This is a genomic window from Psychromonas ossibalaenae ATCC BAA-1528 (assembly GCF_000381745.1).
Taxonomy (GTDB): domain Bacteria; phylum Pseudomonadota; class Gammaproteobacteria; order Enterobacterales; family Psychromonadaceae; genus Psychromonas; species Psychromonas ossibalaenae.
Genome location: NZ_KB907027.1, coordinates 1 through 18570, shown reverse-complemented (window position 1 = coordinate 18570; position 18570 = coordinate 1). Strand labels below are relative to the sequence as shown.

Sequence of the window (18570 nt, the reverse complement as noted above, 5' to 3'; positions counted from 1 at the left end):
TATTATTGTTTCATAAGTTATTTCCGGGTAATGAACTAAACTAAAAATGATATTATCATTGAGGTTGAGTCGGCAGCAGCCTTTCACACTCGACTTAATATTAACTGCAATGATGTGCGCGCATCTTTGAGTTAAGATTAAGTTAACTAACATGATGTCTTAATGACCTGCTCAATGCCTCTAAGGATGGAGTTTTGAATTAAGCCTGACGTTAAATTTACATTAAGGAAGATAAAAATGAAAAAAGTACAAAGTGGTTTTACGCTAATCGAACTATTAATCGTTATCGCGATTATCGGTATTCTAGCTGCAGTCGCACTGCCTGCTTATAATACCTATACACAGAAAGCGAAGTTCTCTGAAGTGGTTATAGCAACAGCAGGAATTAAAGCGGGTGTCGAAACTTGTGCTCAAATTGAGGATACGATAGCAAGTTGTGTTACTTTTGGATCAAATGGTGTACCAGCTGATCCCGGTTCATACGGCGAACTTGGTGGTCTGACACTTGCTGCATCTGGTACAGATGCTCTAATTACTGCATCAGCACAAAACATTACAGATTCTGCCAATGCTGCTGTAACTTATACTTTATTAGGTACCTATTCAGCTGGCCGTGTAACATGGGTAGCATCAGGCTCTTGTGGCACTGAAGGTATTTGTTAACAGCTGATGACAACTCATAATATTAGCGGCCTGGCTTCCAGCCTGGCCGCTCGCGGTTTACTGCCCCTTGATAAACTCCAGCAAATAACCACCTCCGCCGCTAACGAAAAAAAATCGCTGGTCAGTTATCTGGTGGAAAACGATTTTATTTCCAGTGAAGCGTTAGCGCAGTTCTGCGAAGCTGAATATGGTATTCCTCTATTAGATTCCGACACCCTTAATCTGGATAATATTCCGGAAAAGTTTATTAACGAGAAGTTAATAGAGAAGCATCATGCCCTGCCGGTTTATGTGCAGCAGAAAACCCTGTATATCGCGATGTCGGATCCCACTAATGTGTCGGCATTGGAGGATTTCGGCTTTAGTTTTTCCATGCATACCGAAGCCCTGCTGGTGGAGGAAAAATACCTTAATAAAGCCATTGAAGAGGTATTGGAAGACGATGTTTCCTCACTCGGTGAGATGGGCGATATCGACGATATCGAAGTCGATGAGTCCGATTCCCGTCTTGATGAGAGCCAGGGGGGCGTAGATGACGATGCCCCTATTGTTAAATATATTAACGGTATTCTCATTGATGCGGTACGTAAAGGCGCATCGGATTTACATTTTGAACCCTACGAAAAAAAATACCGTATCCGTTTTCGTGTTGACGGTATTTTACATGAGGTAGCAACGCCGCCGGTTAACCTGGCTAACCGTTTCTCAGCACGTTTAAAAGTTATGTCTAAATTAGATATTGCCGAGCGTCGTTTACCCCAGGACGGCCGGATCAAACTTAAAATTTCCAATAAACGTAATGTTGACCTACGTGTCAGTACGCTTCCTACCATGTGGGGAGAAAAAGTGGTAATGCGTATTCTCGACTCTTCGGCCGCTAGTCTGGATATCGACAGATTAGGTTATTCTGAAGAGCAGAAAGCTAAGTATTTAAATGCGCTGTCTAAGCCGCAGGGCATGATTTTAATTACCGGGCCGACGGGTAGTGGTAAAACCGTTTCGCTTTATACCGGGCTGAATATTCTTAATACCGTTGAGCGTAATATTTCCACCGCCGAAGATCCGGTGGAAATCAATTTAACCGGTATTAACCAGGTGCAGATTAATACTAAAGCGGGCCTGACCTTTGCCTCTGCTCTGCGATCTTTCTTACGTCAGGATCCCGATATTGTCATGGTCGGGGAAATTCGTGATTTAGAAACCGCTGAAATTGGTATTAAAGCCGCACAAACCGGGCATTTGGTATTATCTACGCTGCATACTAACTCGGCAGCGGAAACTTTAACCCGACTGCTGAATATGGGCGTGCCGGCTTTTAATATCGCTTCCTCGGTGACATTGATTATTGCGCAGCGTTTAGCACGGCGTTTATGTGAGCAGTGTAAAACTGCCGAACATTTTGATAATATCGAGTTAAAAAATATCGGCTTTAATGATACACAAATTGCAGCAGGTATTACACTATATAAACCGGTAGGGTGCAGTCACTGCACGGACGGATATAAAGGCCGTGTTGGTATCTATGAAGTGATGGAAATGACTGAAAATATCGGCCATATTATTTTAAATAACGGTAATGCTATGGAAATAGCGAAAGTCGCGCAGGATGAAGGTATGGACACGCTGCGCCAGTCAGCTCTGCAGCAGGCATTAAACGGCATTACCAGCTTGAACGAAGTTACCCGGGTAACTTAATATTCGACTTCCATACGCTCGTTCTCTGCATGAGGCACGGGAAAATAAATCACCAAGGAATATTTCATGGTTGCAAAGAAAGCAGCAAAAGCACCAGATATCCATACTTTTAAATGGAAAGGTATAAATCGTAAAGGTGCAAAAGTATCTGGTGAACTGCAGGGCGAGTCCGTTGCCGAAATTAAAGCGGAACTACGCAAGCAGGGGGTAAATGTTACCCGTACTCAGAAAAAATCCAAAGGCTTGTTTTCATTTGGTAATAAAATCACCCCGATGGATATTGCCGTTGTTTCCCGGCAGATAGCCACTATGTTAGGTGCAGGCGTACCTCTAGTGCAGAGCCTGCAGCTGATTGCTAAAAGTAATGAAAAAGCCCCTTTAAGGGAGTTAATGACAGCCATCGGTACAGAAGTTGCATCCGGTACACCGCTTTCGCAGACACTGCGCGGTTATCCCAGATACTTTGATGACCTCTACTGTGACCTGGTGGATGCCGGTGAGCAGTCCGGGGCACTGGAAACCATTTACGACCGTATCTCTATTTATAAAGAAAAATCCGAAGTATTAAAATCAAAAATTAAAAAAGCGATGTTTTATCCGGCCGCCGTATTAACCGTTGCCGGTGTAGTGACTATGCTGTTACTGCTTTTTGTTATCCCGCAGTTTAAGGATATTTTTGAAGGTTTTGGTGCCGAACTGCCGGCATTTACCCTGTTTGTCTTGGGGATTTCAGATGCTGTACAGAGTTACTGGTATATTATTCTTGGTGTGGTTATCGCTGCGGTGATGCTGTTCAAAAAGGCGCATCGCAGCTCTCAGAAAGTTCGTGATAATACCGATAAGTTTATTCTTAAAATTCCGGTGATCAGTACCATTTTAGATAAAGCCGCCATTGCGCGTTTTGCGCGTACGCTGTCAACTACCTTTGCCGCCGGTATTCCTTTAGTTGATGCGCTTATTTCCGCCGCTGGAGCGTCAGGTAATTATGTCTACCGCAGTGCGATTAATAATATTCGCTCGGAAGTTATGGCCGGTATGCAGATGAACGTGGCAATGAAAACTACCGCGACTTTCCCGGATATGGTTTCGCAGATGGTTATGATAGGCGAAGAGTCCGGTGACCTGGACGGTATGTTAAGTAAAGTGGCCGATATATATGAGCAGCAGGTTGATGACGCTGTGGATGCCTTAACCAGCTTATTAGAGCCGATGATTATGGTTGTGCTTGGTGTGGTCGTCGGCGGCTTAATTGTTGCTATGTACCTGCCTATATTCCAGTTAGGCAGTGTTATCGGCTAGTCTTTTGCAGTTTATAATAAAGCTTATAAAAAAGCGATTATCACTATTGTGTTAATCGCTTTTCTATATCCGAGTTTTTTGTCTTATACCATTCTAGATTTTAATTTTCTGCAGTAAATCACCTTCATAAAGCGCCTGTTTGATTAATGCAAATGCGGCCACGGTGGAATTCGGGTTTAACTGAGCGGGCTCTATTTTCAGCTCTTTTTGAAAGTCAGGCAGTGCCTGATGAGTAATGCACTGATTAATCGTAGAAAATAGACTATTTTCAGCCTGGGTTATCTTACCGGCGATAATGATTTTCTGAGGGTTTAATAAATTGATTAATATCGCTATCGTTTTGCCCAAATAAACCGCGGCATCTTCAATTATTTTCTGACATAAAGGATCATTAGCCGCCGCTGCCTGGTAAATACTGTCAACCGTTATATCCTGCGGATCTAACTGCGTGAAACAGCCTTGTTTGATTGCACTTTCGACCTTATCAAAAATAACCTTATCACTGACTTCTGTTTCTAAACAGCCGAAATTGCCGCAATGGCATTGTTTTCCAGCAGGATTTGCCTGAATGTGACCTATTTCACCGATATTGAAATTCTGGCCTAACAGTGCTTTACCCTGGATAATTATCCCGGAACCTACACCGTGATGGATGGTAACTAAAATGGAGTCTGCACAATTATTTGTTGCACCGAAATAGTGCTCAGCCAGCGCCAGGCTGCGTGTATGGTTACCGATAAAAGTCGGCAGGTTAAAACGCTGCTCGATAATTTCAACTAAGGGATAATCTTTAAAGGAATAAAGCGGCGTGTAAACTACGCGCCCCTGTTTTGGGTTGATTAACCCTGACAGTGTGATGGAAATGGCTGATATCTTATCTGTCTTCTGTTGTTCATTATTAATAAAATGAGCGATTTCAGAAATCAGCAGTTCAATAAGCTGCTCGCCGTCTTCACCCTGTATATTAACCTGCTTATTTGACAACTGTTCACCGGCCAAATTGTAACGACTTAGGGACAGCAGCTTCTGTCCGATTTTTATGGCAAGCACATAAATAGAGGCTGAGTTAGGAGCAAGTGATATTGCACAGCGTCCTCCGGTAGAGGCCTGGCGTGCGGTTTCAGAAATAATGCCGCTTTCAAGCAGCTGCCGGGTTATTTTAGTGACACTAGCGGGAGCCAGTTTACTGACCTTGGCAATTTTAACCCGTGAAATAGGTGCATGTTTTTCAATTACTTTATAAATAGTTGCACTGTTCGCCTGCTTGATATGATCAATGTTTGCAATCACTGAAGCTGCTTGCTGGTTGTTTTGTACCATCGTTGTTTACCGATCCTTATGTAACAACTGTTTATGTTTTAAAAATCAAGCTGAAATATAATAATGAGGATGCTCCCGCAGCTCGAAAAAATATTAACAGCTTGTTATTTCACACTATGCTTCAAGATGCTTTATATACACCGTTCACAACAGTACCTGTTACTTTATAGTCATTAGTAAAAACTGCTAAGTTTGCAATTTTTCCTGGTTTTATGCTTCCGAGTTTGTCTTCAACTGCGATCGCTTTGGCTGGATATAATGTTGCCATGCGCACTGCTTCTTCAAGCTCAATGCCGACAAACTTAACACTTTGTTCGATTGATTCGATCATAGTCACAGCTGAGCCGCCAAGAGTACCGTCGGCACCGAAACACTTACCATCTTTGTAATAAACAGTTGTACCGACAAAATCGAATTTATCGATATCTGCACCTGCCGGAGCCGTTGCATCTGTTACTAAAATTAACTTTTCGCCCATTATTTTTTTCGAAATGCGCACATTTTCGTAAGCAACATGGAAACCGTCAACGATAATACCTGCGTAGATATCGTTATCATAGACAGCGCCAATTACACCGGCTTCACGGCCTGTCATCGGAGTCATTGCATTAAACAGGTGAGTGGCAAAGCTTGCGCCGTTATCGATCGCTGCTTTTGCCTGAGCATAAGTGGCATTGGTATGTCCGAGCGAGACAACAATACCAGATTCACTAAGCTGTTTAACTACTTCAATGGGGGTGTTTTCTGGTGCCAGTGTTACTTTGCTGACAATATCTGCATTTTCACAAATAAGGTCAACCATATCGGTTTGCGGCTTACGAATATACTCCGGGCGGTGTATGCCTTTTCTTTCAATGCTTAAGTAAGGCCCTTCTAAATGCAGACCTAAGATTTCATTTTCTGTCTGATTGATAAAAGAGCGTGTTACCTGCAGAGCAGTTTTCATATCTTCATCTGATGAAGTAATCAATGTCGGCAGATAGCTGGTGCAGCCTGATTTAAGATTTGCCGTCTGCATCACCGCAAGTGTTTCGGCTGTAACCGCACTGTTAAACATCACTCCGCCACAGCCGTTCAGCTGCAGATCGATAAAGCCAGGAGTTAGATTTGCGCCCTGAAGATCAATTTTTTCAACCGCCGCATCCAGCTGCTTGAGCGGGATAATATTCTTAATTTTGTCATCTTCTACAATAACTGCATGTTCGGTTAAAACAGCATCTGTTGTGTAGACTGTACAATTGGTTAATGCGTACATTACAAACTTCTCCGTTAGTATAAAAGGTCTCCCTGACAGCTTTTCCTGATGCTCTCTATTAGAGCACTGCATTTTTATTTAAATGCCGGCCGACAGGGGAGTGTTTCAATAACGTATTATTGAGTATTTTGTGCAAATACGGTTTATAAGTTACCGATATTTTCAGCTTCCAGTTCGGTGAAGTATTTTAACGTTTTAACTTTAAGCTCCATCGTCGAGTCTGCATCACATGCTATTATTGCTTTTGGATGAAGCTGCAGTGCAGAAACAGTCCAAAGATGGTTTACACTGCCTTCAACCGCAGCTTCAAGTGCCTGCGCTTTATTATGGCCGGTTACCAGGATCAGAATTTCTGCCGCGTCCAGTAAAGTACCAACACCGATTGTTAATGCTAATTTAGGTACTTGATTAATATCGTTACCAAAAAAGCGGGAGTTGGCGATACGAGTATCCGGTGTGAGTGTTTTAATACGAGTACGGGAAGCTAATGAAGATGCCGGTTCGTTGAATGCGATATGTCCGTCAAGACCAATACCGCCCATAAACAGATTGATTTTTCCGTAACTCTTTATTTTGTCTTCGTAGCGCTGGCATTCGCCTTCTAAATCGTCTGCAAGGCCGTCAAGCAGGTTGATATTTTCAGCCTGAATATCGATATGGCTGAAGAAATTATTATGCATGAAGCTGTGGTAGCTTTCCGGGTGAGCAGGTTCGATGCCGACATACTCATCCATATTAAAAGTTACAACATGTTTGAAACTTACTTCACCTGCATTATAAAGTTCTATTAGACGTTTGTAAGTTGCCAGCGGGGTGCCGCCAGTTGGTAAACCAAGAACAAACGGGCGCTCTGCAGTTGGTGCGAATTTGTTAATTGCATTAATAATATAGCGGGCCGACCACAAGCCGACTTTCGATGCATTTTTAAGAGGTATTAGGCGCATTTTTTTCTCCGGTTGTTAAATTAGTTATTAAGTTAATGCGTAGCGTAAATTAAGTTGGGGCAATATGCCACAAAAATCGTGAAAATAGTGCCCTTGTAAGTGACAGTAGTCACAAAACCAGGGGCTTTTATTTGCGCCGAGAAATAAAGTCTTTAGAGTCCAGATTAGATTTGTTGAATCGTGTTGTGTAAATGTCATAGCGATACATTTTGACAATGATACACTATTTTAAATTATCACATACGCAAACATAATTATCACATACGCAAACAATTAAAGGAGAGCTAGTTGTGAATATTCTAGGTTATTTTCAAAAGGTAGGTAGAGCCCTGATGGTTCCCGTTGCAGTTTTACCTGCAGCTGCAATTTTAATGGGTATTGGCTACTGGATTGATCCGAACGGCTGGGGCGGTGAGTCACAACTGGCTGCATTTTTAATTAAAGCAGGCGCTGCTGTAATCGATAACATGTCAATCCTATTTGCGGTTGGTGTTGCTTACGGTATGTCTAAAGATAAAGACGGTGCAGCTGCACTTTCTGGTTTAGTTGGCTTTTTAGTGGTAACGACCTTACTTTCGCCTGGCGCTGTTGCTGGGATCCAGGGGATTCCTGCTTCTGAAGTACCTTTCGCATTCAACAAAATCAACAACCAGTTCGTGGGTATATTAGTGGGTATTATCTCTGCTGAATTATATAACCGCTTCTCTTCAGTTGAACTGCACAAAGCTTTAGCGTTCTTCTCTGGGCGTCGTTTAGTGCCGATCGTAGTATCAGTCGTAATGATTCTGGTCTCGTTCATATTGATGGCTGTCTGGCCGATGATTTTTGGTGGTCTGCAGCACTTTGGTGAAACAATTTCTGGTCTAGGTGAAGTTGGTGCCGGTCTCTATGCATTCTTTAACCGTTTATTAATTCCAGTTGGTCTGCACCATGCACTTAATTCGGTATTCTGGTTTGATGTTGCTGGTATTAATGATATTCCTAACTTCCTAAGCGGTCAGACAGGTATTGATGCAGGTACAGCAATCATTGGTAAAACAGGTATGTATCAGGCTGGTTTCTTCCCAATCATGATGTTTGGTCTTCCTGGTGCGGCATTTGCTATCTACACAGCAGCTAAACCTGAAAATAAAGAGAAAGTTGCGTCTATCATGTTAGCAGCTGCACTTGCTTCATTCTTTACCGGTGTAACAGAGCCTCTTGAATTCTCATTCATGTTTGCGGCACCCGTTCTTTATGTCATCCACGCTGTTCTTTCTGGTGTTTCAGTATTCTTCGCTGCTTCTATGGAATGGATGGCCGGATTTGGTTTCTCAGCAGGTCTTGTGGATTTAGTGCTTTCTTCACAAAACCCGTTAGCAACTAAATGGTATATGCTGATTGTTCAGGGTATTGCCTTCTTCGCAATCTACTACTTTACTTTCCTAGCGGTTATTAAAGGTCTTGACCTTAAAACTCCTGGTCGTGAAGATGCAGAAGAAAATGCGCCGAAAACAAAAACAACAGAAGATGCCGGTGAACTGGCAACTCAATATGTTGCAGCGTTAGGCGGAATCAATAACCTTGAAGTGATTGATGCTTGTATTACCCGTTTACGTCTGACTCTTAAAGACCGCAGTGAAGCTAACGAAGCTGAACTTAAAGCTTTAGGTGCGATGGGAGTTGTTAAGCTGGGTGAAAATAACCTGCAGGTTATTATTGGTCCGCAGGCAGAAAGTATTGCTAACCGTATGAAAGCTGTTAAGTAAATTTATTTAATAAGCAGATAATTATATAAGCACTCTTCGGAGTGCTTTTTTTTGACTTATAGAAAGTACAGTTTAAGTATATTGTCTGACATCCTTCTTCTCTATAACTTCCTTTCTTATTTCCTGTTATTTCCCTTGAGCTTCTGCTTAGAATATACGATGATTGCCCACTATTTTGTGATTTACATTTTTTTAGAGGTAAGCAATGACTCAGGTTGAAACGGCCCCAAGCAATTTCATTCGTAATATTATCGATTCGGATCTTGAAACTGGTAAGCACCAGGCGATTCAGACACGTTTTCCACCTGAACCAAACGGTTATTTACATATCGGTCATGCTAAATCTATCTGCCTGAACTTTGGTCTGGCTTTAGACTATCCGCAGTCTGCCTGTAACCTGCGTTTTGATGATACTAATCCGCTCAAAGAAGATGCCGATTATGTCGCTGCAATTGAAGAAGATGTGCGCTGGTTAGGTTTTAAATGGGCGGGTGATATCCATTATTCATCGAATTATTTTGATCAGCTTTATGCTTACGCAGTTGAATTAATCGAAAACAACAAAGCTTATGTCTGTGAGCTAAATGCCGAACAAACTCGTGAGTATCGCGGTACCCTGACATCTGCCGGTAAAGACAGCCCGTTTCGTGACCGTCCGACAGCAGAAAGTTTAGATCTGTTTGCCCGTATGCGCGCAGGAGAGTTTGCTGAAGGCTCTATGATGCTGCGTGCAAAAATTGATATGACATCGCCGAATATGAAAATGCGTGATCCGGTTATTTATCGTATCCGTTTTGCTCATCACCACCAGACAGCTGATCAATGGTGCATCTATCCTATGTATGACTTTACGCATTGTATTTCGGATGCGATTGAAGGCATTACTCACAGCTTATGTACACTGGAATTTGAAGATCACCGCCCTTTATATGACTGGGTATTAGCGAATATCAGTATCGAATGTAAACCGCGTCAGATTGAGTTTTCTCGTTTGAACCTGCAGTACACGTTAACTTCTAAACGTAAGTTAAATGCGTTAATTGAAGAAAACATTGTGACTGCCTGGAATGATCCGCGTATGCCGACGATTTCCGGTATGCGTCGTCGTGGTTACCCGGCTGCTGCATTACGTGAATTCTGTAAACGTATCGGTGTGACTAAACAGGAAAATACAGTTGAGCTTGCTTCTCTGGAAGCTTGTGTTCGTGAAGACCTTGAAGCAAACGGTCCGCGTGCAATGGCAGTATTAGATCCGGTTAAAGTAATTATTACTAATTACGATCAAAATACAACTGAGCAGTTAACGGCACCAGCTCACCCTAAAGATGAAAGCATGGGGTCACGTACACTGCCTTTCTCTCGCGAGCTGTTTATCGACCGCGCTGATTTTAGAGAAGAAGCAAATAAAAAATACAAACGTTTAGTATTAGGGAAAGAAGTTCGTTTACGTAATGCTTATGTGATTAAAGCAGAACAAGTAATTAAAGATGAAAGCGGAAATATTACTGAGATTCATTGTTCATACGATCCGGAAACCTTAGGAAAAAATCCAAGTGACGGCCGTAAAGTGAAAGGTGTAATTCACTGGGTTGATGCTGCATCTAATAAACCTGCTGAATTTAGAATTTACGAGCGTTTATTTTTAGTTGAAAACCCGGCTGCCGCGGAAGATATTCACCAGGCATTAAATCCAGAATCTTTAGTCGTAAAACAAGGTTTTGTTGAATTAGGTCTGGTTGATGCACAAGCTGAAAAATCTTATCAGTTTGAGCGTGAAGGTTATTTCTGTGCAGACAGTAAGGACTCAACGGCTGAACATCTAGTGTTTAACCGCACCGTTGCTCTACGTGATTCCTGGGCCGGTTAACAGCTGGTTCTTTATCGGCGGGTAATATCCCGCCGTTATCAGCGCAGCAGCTGCGAGATTTTAACCTTGTTTATACCGCTGTCAGCCGCTAACTGCGCCAGTAATAACTCGGCACAGGCTAAGGCATCAGTCAGGGCATTATGCGCCGCATAGACGGGCAGATTATAACGCTCCCTGCATTCTCCTAAACGTAATTCTCCCCCTTTGATAAATCCCTGCCTGCGTAATATACGTCTGCGTTCAATATCTAATGAATCCACCGCAAATAAAGCGCATTTTTCATTTAAATGCCGGTTTATCGCCTGTTGTAAAAAGCTTAGATCCAGAGGGGCGTGATGAGCTGCTAATACCTTGCCGGTCGCCTGTTGAATAAACCAGTGCAGCGCTTCTTTTAACGGTACTGCCTGCTGCAGGTGTTGATCTAATACTCCGTGTACAGCGGCACTCTGGCCGACACTGCCGTTTATTTTTATCAGCTTGTATTGTGCCTGTGCCAGTACTATTTTTCCTTCTATCAACGGGAGCAGGCCGATGCTGATGATCTGATCAAGGTTAGGGTTAAGTCCGGTCATTTCCAGGTCTAAGACTAACAAGGGAGTCTGTTTGACAGGAAGGTTGATTAACGGAATTTGTGCCTGAAAATAAGCCTTTAAGTCTGCATTTTGACTGCGTTTAAACTGCCGGTGCAGAGAGCTTTTAATCAGTCTTGATTTGAACACTTTAAAACTGCCTTAAAAATTTCAGTTTTATTCCGGCTTGCGCTTCATGTACGGCTTTAAAGGCATCCTTTAGCTGGTGGCGGGCTAAAGCCGATAGATTTTGCGGCTGCAGATAGTTTGAAAGCTGCTGTGAATGACTGTATTGATAACCCTGATTACTTAAACGTTTGCGGGCAATAAACTCACAGGCATCAATCAGGTTATGCGCATCCTGGTGATTAATGAATTTGCTTTTTTTTAATAAGACTAAACGTTTGTGAGTATTTACTTCTTTAATGCCGGCTGCCAGCGCATAGATACGTGTTATATCGTTAATCAGTGCTGTGCCTTTATGTTTTAAATCAATTCCTTTTACTTCGCTGCCGTCACGTTCAAGCACAAAGTCGCGGAAAAAGCCTAGCGGCGGCGACTGCTGCAGCGCATTATCTGTCATGGCTGCTAAAAAAATGTCGTTGTCTTTTGTTTTGTTAAGTACTTTGTTCTGTAAGGATTCAAAAAGCGAGTAGCTGCCGAAGATACAGCGTATATCAAAAAATATTGTCGCATTTAGAAGGGCCGCCGGCTGCGGCGTGTTTACCCATTTACTGAACTCATTTTCCCATTGCTTTAGGCTTAACTGCCATTTTTGATTGGTCGCCATAATATCTCCGGGGCAGTAGCTGTAACCGCATGCATTTAAACCCGTGCATACCGCCTGCGAGAGTGCCTGAAAATATAGCTGTGCTCCAGGATCCGGCTCAAATTCAAGTAGTAAAGCATTATCCTGATCCGCTCCCGCAACCTGATCCTGTCGAGCCTGGGAGCCGAAAGCTAACCAGCAGAACTGCATTGGAGCTTCGCCGAGCTCATTTTGGCTGATAGTAATTAATCTGCGCGTTAGGGCATCGGTTACCGAGGTTAGTATTCGCCCTATTTCCTGTGCCTGAGCATCGCTGCTGATTAAGTTCTGCAGCAGCTGAGGAATTTGTCTGCTGACTGCGATTAATTCCTCCTGGCTGTTCTGACGGCCTATTTGACCTATTAGCAATAACGGCTGTGAGCTTTGGCTGCGCATAATATCAGTACTGGTCAGCATGCCTGTCGGTCTGCCGTCTTCGATAATAGGTAAATGGTGAATACTGTTTTCACTCATCTGCAGCATGGCTTCAAAAATAAGTGCATTTTTTGGGGAGGTGAGAGGATCAGTTGTCATCACTTGTTTAACTAATGTTTGACCGTCTAAGCCTTTTGCTAAGACGCGGCTGCGTAAATCGCGGTCAGTGATAATGCCGTTAAGTTTATTGTTATCAATGATCAGCAGTGATGAAACCCGTTTTTCAGACATTAACTCGGCCGCCTGCTGGATGGTTGTAGAGCTGCCTATGCTGATTAAATCTGCAGAGACTACTGATGAGATGCGGCTGGTATTAATATTTTTACTCTTTATTGCTCCTTGATGGCGTAAGCGCTGCGCAAAAGCCTGATTGAAAAAACGATCAAACTGACGGCTGGCTGCACGTAACTGATCAAATATTTTAACCGGCAGCAGATAAACTAATGCATCTTCTAAAATACGCACCTTATTAACAACTTTTTCACCGGAGAGCATGCCGCTGAAGCCGAAATACTGGCCGTCACTGATGCGGTCGATTAATTGTCCCTGTTCGGTGAGCACTTCAAAGGCACCGCTGCGTACTATATAAAGCTGGCGCTCATTAGCATCTACCTCGACAAACTGCTCATTCCGGCTGTAATAAACAACTGATAACGAAATGCAGCACAGGCGTAGTGACTGGTCACTTAATATGTCAAACGGTGGTAATGAGCTTACAAAATCACGAACAGGCTGAAGTTCACTGACATCCATAAAACACCTTTAACGGTTAATATTGATTAAATGAGACTAAATCCACTAATTTTCTATTCATTTATGCCTGTTAAAATGGACGCTAGCTTCGTTCTTGATTTGGTCATTAGAATAACTAGTTACTGCAATCAACGTCTTGCTTTCATCCATTTTTCCTACGCCTAAACAGACCATTTAATTAATGGAATTGGTATGAAAAGCGCCGAAGCGCTTTTTTGGTTAAATAAAGTATTAGTGATCCTGGGCTTCTCCAGATCCTTTAGGGAAACGGATGGATTCAACCATATCCTGCACGGATGCAGGCACTGCTGTGGTTATTTTACAAACTGCTATCGCTACTGCAAAGTTAATCAACATGCCGAATAAACCAATACCTTCGGGTGAAATAGCAAATAACCAGTTTTCAGCCGTATTAGCGTCTGGATTTACAAACTTGAAATAGATTATATAAGTCGCTGTGAATGTTAAGCCTGCGAGCATGCCGGCAATCGCTCCCTCTTTATTCATCTTCTTGGAGAAGATGCCCATGGTTATTGCCGGGAATAATGAAGAGGCGGCCAGACCAAATGCAAATGCGACCACAGCAGCTACAAAGCCCGGCGGATTGATACCAAAGTAGCCCGCAATAACAATCCCCACAGCGGCGGCTGTTCGCGCAAACATCAGCTCCCTTTTATCGGAAATATCAGGCATCAGATTCTTCTTGAGCAGATCATGAGAAACGGATGTTGAGATAACTAATAACAAACCTGCTGACGTTGAAAGGGCCGCGGCAAGACCGCCGGCGGCCACTAATGCTATAACCCAGGCCGGCAGGCTGGCAATCTCCGGTGTTGCTAAGACGATGATATCTCGATCAATTTTCATCTCATTGTTTTCACCATTAGTGTAAAACATTTTACCGTCGCCGTTTTTGTCATCAAACTCAATCAAGCCGGTTTTTTCCCAGCTGCTGATCCAGCTTGGCGCCTGTGCATATTCAACACCCTGACCGTCCGGCCCGTTTACGGTTTCAATCATATTTACCCGGGAAAATGCCGCTAACGCCGGAATTGTAGTGTACATGATAGCGATAAAAACCAATGCCCAGCCTGCAGAGCTTCGAGCATCTTTTACTCTCGGCACCGTAAAGAAGCGTACTATGACATGCGGCAGACCAGCAGTGCCGAACATTAGAGCACCGGTGATAAAGAACACATCAATCATGCTTTTAGAACCTTCTGTATATTGTGCAAAGCCTAATTGTGTCGATAATCCGTCTAATTTATCTAATAAAAAAACACCGGTATTATTACCGGCCGCATCCACTAACTCAGAGCCGAAGCCCAGCTGCGGAATAATGTGTCCTGTCATCATCACCGATAGAAAGATTGCCGGTACCATAAAAGCAAAAATTAACACACAATATTGAGCAACCTGGGTGTAGGTTATACCTTTCATACCGCCTAAAACAGCATAAAAGAAAACTACCGCCATACCGATATATACACCTGTATCAACATCAACTTCTAAAAATCGGGAAAATACAACACCGACACCACGCATTTGCCCTGCGATATAAGTAAAGCTGATGAAAATCGCACAGACAACTGCCACTGTACGCGCGGCTTGTGAATAATAACGGTCACCGATAAAGTCCGGCACGGTGAATTTACCAAATTTACGCAGATACGGCGCCATTAATAAAGCAAGTAATACATAGCCGCCTGTCCAGCCCATTAAGTACACTGAGCCGTCATAACCGACAAAGGAGACAATACCTGCCAATGAGATAAACGATGCTGCTGACATCCAGTCAGCAGCTGTTGCCATACCGTTCATAATCGGAGGAACGCCGCCTCCTGCAACATAAAACTCTTTTGTTGAACCTGCGCGCGCCCAGATTGCGATTCCGATATAAAGGGCAAAAGTAATGCCGACAATTAAATAAGTTAACGTTTGAACATCCATAGCTATTCCTTAATCTTCATGTACACCATATTTTTCATCAAGCGCATTTGCTTTTGCCGCGTAGACAAAAATAAGTGCAACAAATACATACATAGATCCCTGCTGGGCAAACCAGAACCCGAGCTTAAAGCCCATAAAATGTATTTCGTTTAATAGATCAACTAAGAGAATGCCGCATCCAAAAGACACGGCGGCCCAAATCGTCAGTAAAGACAAAACGAGTCTTATATTCTCGTTCCAGTATCTTTTTGCTTTGTTTTCATTTTCAAAACTCATTCTTTTTCCCTCTAAGTAAGTAACGTTTTATCGGTAAGAATATGTACTTTCGATATGCAGTTGTGCTTCTGGAAATAAAATTTGTTATCTGTGTTTCGGGCTTAATTTAATCTCGCTATAAAAGACTATTTGCATACAAATAAAAGACGATGTTAATCGTATGTTAAAACTGTGTAATTGTTAGCCTATGAAGAGGGCCTTGATCATGTTTTAATCATAAATAAATGTGACTGAGATCTTGAATATTTAATTAATCGCTGTTTTTGTGAGCAGTTCGGCTTTTGTTTAAAATTGATTTTTTAATTTGAAAATAAATTTTACATAATACCTATTTTTATTTTTCAGTTTGTTGAATAGGAAAAATCGAGGAAAATTATGCAGTAATTTCTATTATTTAAAATGAATCTTAGAAGTGCTTCCGGTAAAAAATAGTGGAAGATCCGACTAAGCACTTCCATACTATGATAGTTACGGATCATTAAGGTACTTATACTATGGGGGGGGTTGGGCGCTGTTTCATTATTGTTCTTCTACTGTTTACCCGGCACTTGCATGCACAACCGATTATTGTCTGGGATCGTCTTCTGACCCACCCTAACTCAATGGTGCCGGATTTATTAAGAAGAGCATTACAAGTAACTGCCGATGAATACGGTCCTTTTCAGATTGTTCCTTCAGAGAGAATGGAGCAGGGGCGGGTTATAAAAAAACTAGCCGTTCAGGGTAATGTACAGGTGGCAGTGTTTGCCCCGAATAAATACAGAGAAGAGATTGCTATTCCGGTGCGGATCCTTGTTAAGCTATCGTATATGTCTAATCCGTAGAGCAGATCAAGCTGATTTTACGTATGTATCTAATCTCGACGATTTAATTAAGAGTAAATTAGTGATTGGCCAGCATCAGGACTGGCCTGATACAGCAATAATGGAAGCAAATGGTTTAACGGTATGGAAAGGAAAAAAATATGATCTTCTATTTAATCAGCTGGCAGCAGGGCGGTTTGACTGTTTCTCGCGAGGTGCAAATGAAATTGTGCAGGAACATTATGCGCATAGTTATAAAGGACTGGAGATAGAAAAAAAGTTAATTATTTATTACCCCCTGCCGCTTTATTACTTTGTTAACAAAGCGAACCCCGAGCTTGCAGTGCGCCTAGAAAAAGGTCTTAATTTGTTAAGGGCGAATGGTGAATATGAAGCTATATTTAAAGCTAAGTTTTCGCAGACATTAAAAACATTAACGATCAGAGGTAGAACCATTATTAAACTGCAGAATCCATTATTAACAGAGCCGACCAAGGCACAAATGCACAAAGATACAGACGCTTTTAATAAGCTGGTTAGTGATGCTTCTTTATAGGTTGTGTTTATAAAAGATTGCTCAAAAAATCAAATGGTTAGTGTGTTTTGTTGACAGTGTAAATGGGATACTCAGGAACAATTTAAGAATTAGGAGTATACAGATGGAATTTGAACAAATGCTCAATATTTTGTCGAGTAAAGATGGTTCAGATCTTTACCTGGCAACAGGCGCACCGCCGGCAGCTAAATTTCAAGGTGTGTTAAAACCGCTGACTAATGATCCATTTCAACCTGGAGAAGTTGCGGTTATTGCTGATTCAATAATGGATGATGAGCAAAGAACGGCATTTTCGTCAGAATTAGAAATGAATCTGGCGATTTCAATTTCGAATGTCGGACGTTTTCGGGTTAATATTTTTAAGCAGCGTAATGAAGTATCTATTGTTGCGCGTAATATCAAAGTGGAAATTCCTAAATTTGAAGACTTAAGATTACCGGAAGTGCTTAAAGATGTGATTATGACTAAGCGTGGTCTGGTTTTATTTATCGGCGGCACGGGATCCGGCAAATCTACATCACTGGCGGCCTTAATTGATTATCGCAACAGCAACTCCTCCGGGCATATCATCACCATCGAAGATCCCGTCGAATATGTGCATAAGCATAAAAAAAGTATTATTAATCAGCGTGAAGTCGGTGTCGATACACGAAGTTTTCATGCGGCTTTAAAAAATACGCTGCGTCAGGCGCCTGATGTTATTCTGATTGGTGAAATACGGGATCGTGAAACCATGGAACATGCGTTAGCATTTTCGGAAACCGGGCATCTAGCAATATCAACCCTACACGCGAATAATGCCAACCAGGCACTGGATCGTATTATTAACTTTTTCCCTGAAGAACGTCGTCCACAGCTGCTGAATGATCTGGGGAATAATCTAAAGTCATTTATCTCACAACGTTTAATTCCCACTGTTGATGGTAAACGCTGCGCTGCTGTTGAAGTGATGATGGGCACGTTAACAATACGCGACATGATAAAAAAAGGGGAACTTGGTTTATTAAAAGATGTAATGGAAAAATCCAAGTCCTTAGGTATGCAGACTTTTGACGGTGCATTATTTGATTTAGCCGTGGAAGGGCGGATCACTGAAGCGGAAGCAACTAAATACTCTGACTCTCCCACTAATATTGCGCTTAAGTTTAAACTGCATAAGGGCGGAATCGCCGAAGCTGCTGAAGAAAACTCGAAGAAAACAGGTGGCTTAAGTTTAGAGCCGATGGGGTCTCCGCTGGATGATGATCCCTCGTCATGGATCAGGAAAGAGTAGCCGCCGTTTTAAATCAATAAAAAACGCCGCATGGCGTTTTTTTGTTTGGACAGGTGTTTATCTGTTAAAAATCTACGACAGTAGTGCTGGCATTGAAAGATTAAATATTCGAATTTAAAAATAGAATTAAGAACAGGGTAATTATTGAATAAAAGTTTTAAATAGAGAAAAGTAATTATTTTTATTAATGATTGTTCAAACTGCTTACTAGGGGATTTACATTAGATATGAATAAAGGAAATTGGCGGAGTGGACGGACTCGTGCCTACGGCACATGGTTTGGCAGGCCGCTTTCTTTAAAATAAAAAGGCTAACCAACTGAACTACCACTACAGGCAAAGTTATAATTTATGGGG

Annotated in this window: 15 protein-coding genes; 8 read left to right on the top strand and 7 right to left on the bottom strand. The window is 42.2% G+C overall.

Features of this window, described 5'->3' with window-relative positions; all coding sequences use genetic code 11:
* Window positions 1-237: 237 nt before the first annotated feature.
* The 3 genes from G327_RS0120695 (at window position 238) to G327_RS0120685 (ending at window position 3657) form a co-directional block, all read left to right on the top strand.
* A complete protein-coding gene (locus G327_RS0120695) occupies window positions 238-663 on the top strand; it encodes a pilin (RefSeq protein WP_019616719.1) in 426 nt (141 codons plus the stop codon).
* A 6-nt stretch (window positions 664-669) separates the two neighbouring features.
* A complete protein-coding gene (gene pilB, locus G327_RS0120690) occupies window positions 670-2358 on the top strand; it encodes a type IV-A pilus assembly ATPase PilB (RefSeq protein ID WP_019616718.1) in 1689 nt (562 codons plus the stop codon).
* Window positions 2359-2424: 66 nt separating this feature from the next.
* Window positions 2425-3657, top strand: coding sequence for a type II secretion system F family protein (locus G327_RS0120685; protein WP_019616717.1), 1233 nt, complete (start codon window positions 2425-2427; stop codon window positions 3655-3657).
* Between the two features lie 93 nt (window positions 3658-3750).
* On the opposite strand, the gene G327_RS0120680 is transcribed toward G327_RS0120685, so the two are convergent.
* From G327_RS0120680 to nagB, 3 genes are all read right to left on the bottom strand, one after another.
* On the bottom strand, window positions 3751-4947 hold the full coding sequence (locus G327_RS0120680; protein ID WP_245542717.1) for an ROK family protein: 1197 nt from the start codon (window positions 4945-4947) through the stop codon (window positions 3751-3753).
* 151 nt (window positions 4948-5098) lie between these two features.
* Window positions 5099-6232, bottom strand: coding sequence for an N-acetylglucosamine-6-phosphate deacetylase (gene nagA, locus G327_RS0120675; protein ID WP_019616715.1), 1134 nt, complete (start codon window positions 6230-6232; stop codon window positions 5099-5101).
* 143 nt (window positions 6233-6375) lie between these two features.
* Window positions 6376-7176 (bottom strand): glucosamine-6-phosphate deaminase, encoded by an 801-nt coding sequence (gene nagB, locus G327_RS0120670; RefSeq protein WP_019616714.1) that lies wholly within the window; start codon window positions 7174-7176, stop codon window positions 6376-6378.
* Between the two features lie 290 nt (window positions 7177-7466).
* On the opposite strand from nagB, the gene nagE reads away from it, so the two are divergent.
* On the top strand, window positions 7467-8924 hold the full coding sequence (nagE, locus tag G327_RS0120665; RefSeq protein ID WP_019616713.1) for an N-acetylglucosamine-specific PTS transporter subunit IIBC: 1458 nt from the start codon (window positions 7467-7469) through the stop codon (window positions 8922-8924).
* 205 nt (window positions 8925-9129) lie between these two features.
* On the top strand, window positions 9130-10791 hold the full coding sequence (gene glnS / locus G327_RS0120660) for a glutamine--tRNA ligase (protein WP_019616712.1): 1662 nt from the start codon (window positions 9130-9132) through the stop codon (window positions 10789-10791).
* Between the two features lie 38 nt (window positions 10792-10829).
* Here glnS and G327_RS0120655 read toward each other — a convergent pair whose 3' ends face one another.
* From G327_RS0120655 to G327_RS0120640, 4 genes are all read right to left on the bottom strand, one after another.
* Complete coding sequence (locus G327_RS0120655) at window positions 10830-11510, bottom strand: exonuclease domain-containing protein (RefSeq protein ID WP_019616711.1); 681 nt, start codon at window positions 11508-11510, stop codon at window positions 10830-10832.
* Between the two features lies 1 nt (window position 11511).
* On the bottom strand, window positions 11512-13356 hold the full coding sequence (locus G327_RS0120650) for a DUF294 nucleotidyltransferase-like domain-containing protein (RefSeq protein WP_019616710.1): 1845 nt from the start codon (window positions 13354-13356) through the stop codon (window positions 11512-11514).
* A gap of 231 nt (window positions 13357-13587) precedes the next feature.
* Window positions 13588-15306 carry a sodium:solute symporter family protein gene (locus G327_RS0120645; protein ID WP_019616709.1) on the bottom strand — a complete coding sequence of 573 codons (1719 nt, stop codon included), beginning with the start codon at window positions 15304-15306 and terminating at the stop codon, window positions 13588-13590.
* Window positions 15307-15315: 9 nt separating this feature from the next.
* Window positions 15316-15582 (bottom strand): DUF4212 domain-containing protein, encoded by a 267-nt coding sequence (locus tag G327_RS0120640; protein ID WP_019616708.1) that lies wholly within the window; start codon window positions 15580-15582, stop codon window positions 15316-15318.
* A gap of 494 nt (window positions 15583-16076) precedes the next feature.
* On the opposite strand from G327_RS0120640, the gene G327_RS27100 reads away from it, so the two are divergent.
* From G327_RS27100 to G327_RS0120630, 3 genes are all read left to right on the top strand, one after another.
* Window positions 16077-16406 (top strand): hypothetical protein, encoded by a 330-nt coding sequence (locus G327_RS27100; RefSeq protein WP_051090331.1) that lies wholly within the window; start codon window positions 16077-16079, stop codon window positions 16404-16406.
* A 61-nt stretch (window positions 16407-16467) separates the two neighbouring features.
* Window positions 16468-16941 (top strand): type 2 periplasmic-binding domain-containing protein, encoded by a 474-nt coding sequence (locus G327_RS26275; protein WP_051090330.1) that lies wholly within the window; start codon window positions 16468-16470, stop codon window positions 16939-16941.
* A gap of 103 nt (window positions 16942-17044) precedes the next feature.
* Entirely contained in the window at window positions 17045-18214 is a 1170-nt protein-coding gene (locus tag G327_RS0120630; protein WP_019616707.1) for a PilT/PilU family type 4a pilus ATPase, read from the top strand.
* Window positions 18215-18570 lie beyond the last annotated feature (356 nt).

What these genes read in the sequence shown, in the direction of transcription:
- G327_RS0120695 (WP_019616719.1), top strand. Translation starts at nt 238, where the DNA reads ATGAAAAAAGTACAAAGTGGTTTTACGCTAATCGAACTATTAATCGTT.
- pilB (WP_019616718.1), top strand. Translation starts at nt 670, where the DNA reads ATGACAACTCATAATATTAGCGGCCTGGCTTCCAGCCTGGCCGCTCGC.
- G327_RS0120685 (WP_019616717.1), top strand. Translation starts at nt 2,425, where the DNA reads ATGGTTGCAAAGAAAGCAGCAAAAGCACCAGATATCCATACTTTTAAA.
- nagA (WP_019616715.1), bottom strand. Translation starts at nt 6,232, where the DNA reads ATGTACGCATTAACCAATTGTACAGTCTACACAACAGATGCTGTTTTA.
- nagB (WP_019616714.1), bottom strand. Translation starts at nt 7,176, where the DNA reads ATGCGCCTAATACCTCTTAAAAATGCATCGAAAGTCGGCTTGTGGTCG.
- glnS (WP_019616712.1), top strand. Translation starts at nt 9,130, where the DNA reads ATGACTCAGGTTGAAACGGCCCCAAGCAATTTCATTCGTAATATTATC.
- G327_RS0120650 (WP_019616710.1), bottom strand. Translation starts at nt 13,356, where the DNA reads ATGGATGTCAGTGAACTTCAGCCTGTTCGTGATTTTGTAAGCTCATTA.
- G327_RS0120645 (WP_019616709.1), bottom strand. Translation starts at nt 15,306, where the DNA reads ATGGATGTTCAAACGTTAACTTATTTAATTGTCGGCATTACTTTTGCC.
- G327_RS0120640 (WP_019616708.1), bottom strand. Translation starts at nt 15,582, where the DNA reads ATGAGTTTTGAAAATGAAAACAAAGCAAAAAGATACTGGAACGAGAAT.
- G327_RS27100 (WP_051090331.1), top strand. Translation starts at nt 16,077, where the DNA reads ATGGGGGGGGTTGGGCGCTGTTTCATTATTGTTCTTCTACTGTTTACC.
- G327_RS0120630 (WP_019616707.1), top strand. Translation starts at nt 17,045, where the DNA reads ATGGAATTTGAACAAATGCTCAATATTTTGTCGAGTAAAGATGGTTCA.